The following is a 1,550-nucleotide window of genomic DNA, read 5'->3' as shown; positions in this document are numbered from 1 at the left end:
GATCTCACCGTCGATCACGCAGCGCTCGGGCAGTTCAGCGGTGACTGCGGCGACCAGCTCGGGAAAGTACCGGGTCAAAGGCCGCTCGTTGCGGCTGCCCAGCTGAACCTCCTCGCCATCGCGAAAGCAGATTGACCGGAAGCCATCCCACTTCGGTTCGTAGGAGGCATCGGGAGGGATTGTCGGGACCGACTTGGCCAACATCGGCGAGACCGGCGGCATGACGGGGAGCTTCATAGTCTCATTGTGGTCTTCGCTCGGCGAACGGGTTGCTGCCGTGTGAAAGCCGTTGCTGCGCCTCAGTTTGTCGGACGCGAAGGTGTTTGAGGCTTTCCTCCAACGCGGCGACCTCACCGAGCCAGGCGCGGTCCTTGGCCTCGATGAGGCGTTCCTCGGCGTTCTCGGTCATTTCGTTGATGCGGCCTAGCTGGGCGGGGTCGACCCGCAGGAACCGGCATCGGGTGCAGGCATGTTCGTGCACGCACTGTGTGCCGTAAGGGCGGTGGCACTCGCCCAACGCGACTCGGCGCAGCAGGAAGTGCTGCTCGAACTCCGCCCATTCGTCCTCTTCGGCGACACGATCCTCGCCGATCGGGCGCAACTGTCGCCGCCGTTCGATGAAGGCTTGGTGGGCGGCGATGAGGTGCTCGGGGAACACCGCGGTGTAGCCGCGGGTGGTATCGAGGTTCAGGTGGCCCAGCAGCGCAGCAGCGATGTGCAGTGGCAGACCTCCGTTGACGGCGTCGGTGGCGAAGAGTCGGCGAAAGTCGTGCGGGGTGAATCGGATTGGTTGGCCGGCGTCGCTGAGACCAGCTACCACGGCCAGGTGGTTGAGGATGCAGCGCAGGTACTGCCCGGATAGCACCTCCTGGCGGACGCCGACCTTGCGAGAAAACAAGTGCGGAAACGGTTGGCCGTGCATCTTCTCGGTGACGTCGTACCGTACCGATAGTGGCACGTGATCGTGGCCGTCCTTGGCCCGCCGGAGCACCTCCAGCAGGGCTTGCACTAGCTCGGGAGTCATCGGGATGAGCCGTTCGCAGTCCGTCTTGCTGGGCACGATGTGCAACAGCGGTACCAACGTGCCCGTCGTCGATGCGGTGTAGTGGCGCAGCGACAGCTGGGTGAGCTCCATGAGTTCTTCAATGCGAATTCCGGTGTGGCGCAGTGTTTCGGCGACCGCCCAACACCAGAACCCGTCCTCCTCCACCGCGGTCACGTCCACGCGTTCAGCCTTTCCGCGGATCCAGGGAGGCCGCGGTTGTCCAGGAGCGAGCCGGGCCCACACCCGGACCCGCTCAAGGACGGGCAGCTGCTCCGGTGGCGCATCCCGCACGAACACGACGCCGTCGACCTCGAACCGATCTTGGTGCCCGGCGGCTCGAGCCTTCTGTAGGAACAACTCGCTGCGATGCTTGTGCTCGTTCACCGCGCTCAGGAACATCGGCAGCAACGGCGTGAGAACGCGGGTGCGGCTCTGCATCTCACTGCGTTGGCGTCGCTTGTTCTTGGCCGCTGCGCGGCTCAGCGACCGCGGGACTGGGCACGGC

2 protein-coding genes are annotated in these 1,550 nt (G+C 65.1%); both read right to left on the bottom strand.

Features of this window, described 5'->3' with window-relative positions; translation table 11 throughout:
* Nucleotides 1–237 (bottom strand): ATP-dependent DNA ligase (locus tag ACRDUX_RS03275; protein ID WP_526410981.1); only part of this gene is annotated, 237 nt, incomplete at its 3' end.
* A 4-nt stretch (nt 238–241) separates the two neighbouring features.
* Nucleotides 242–1,550, bottom strand: a 1,309-nt coding sequence (locus ACRDUX_RS03270) for a site-specific integrase (RefSeq protein WP_526410979.1), incomplete at its 5' end; no start/stop codon positions are given.

Origin of the sequence: Mycobacterium sp., from assembly GCF_050701675.1 — a bacterium.
Taxonomy (GTDB): Bacteria; Actinomycetota; Actinomycetes; order Mycobacteriales; family Mycobacteriaceae; genus Mycobacterium.
The sequence above is the reverse complement of the archived record's forward strand: the minus strand, read 5'-3'. Positions and strand labels throughout refer to the sequence as shown.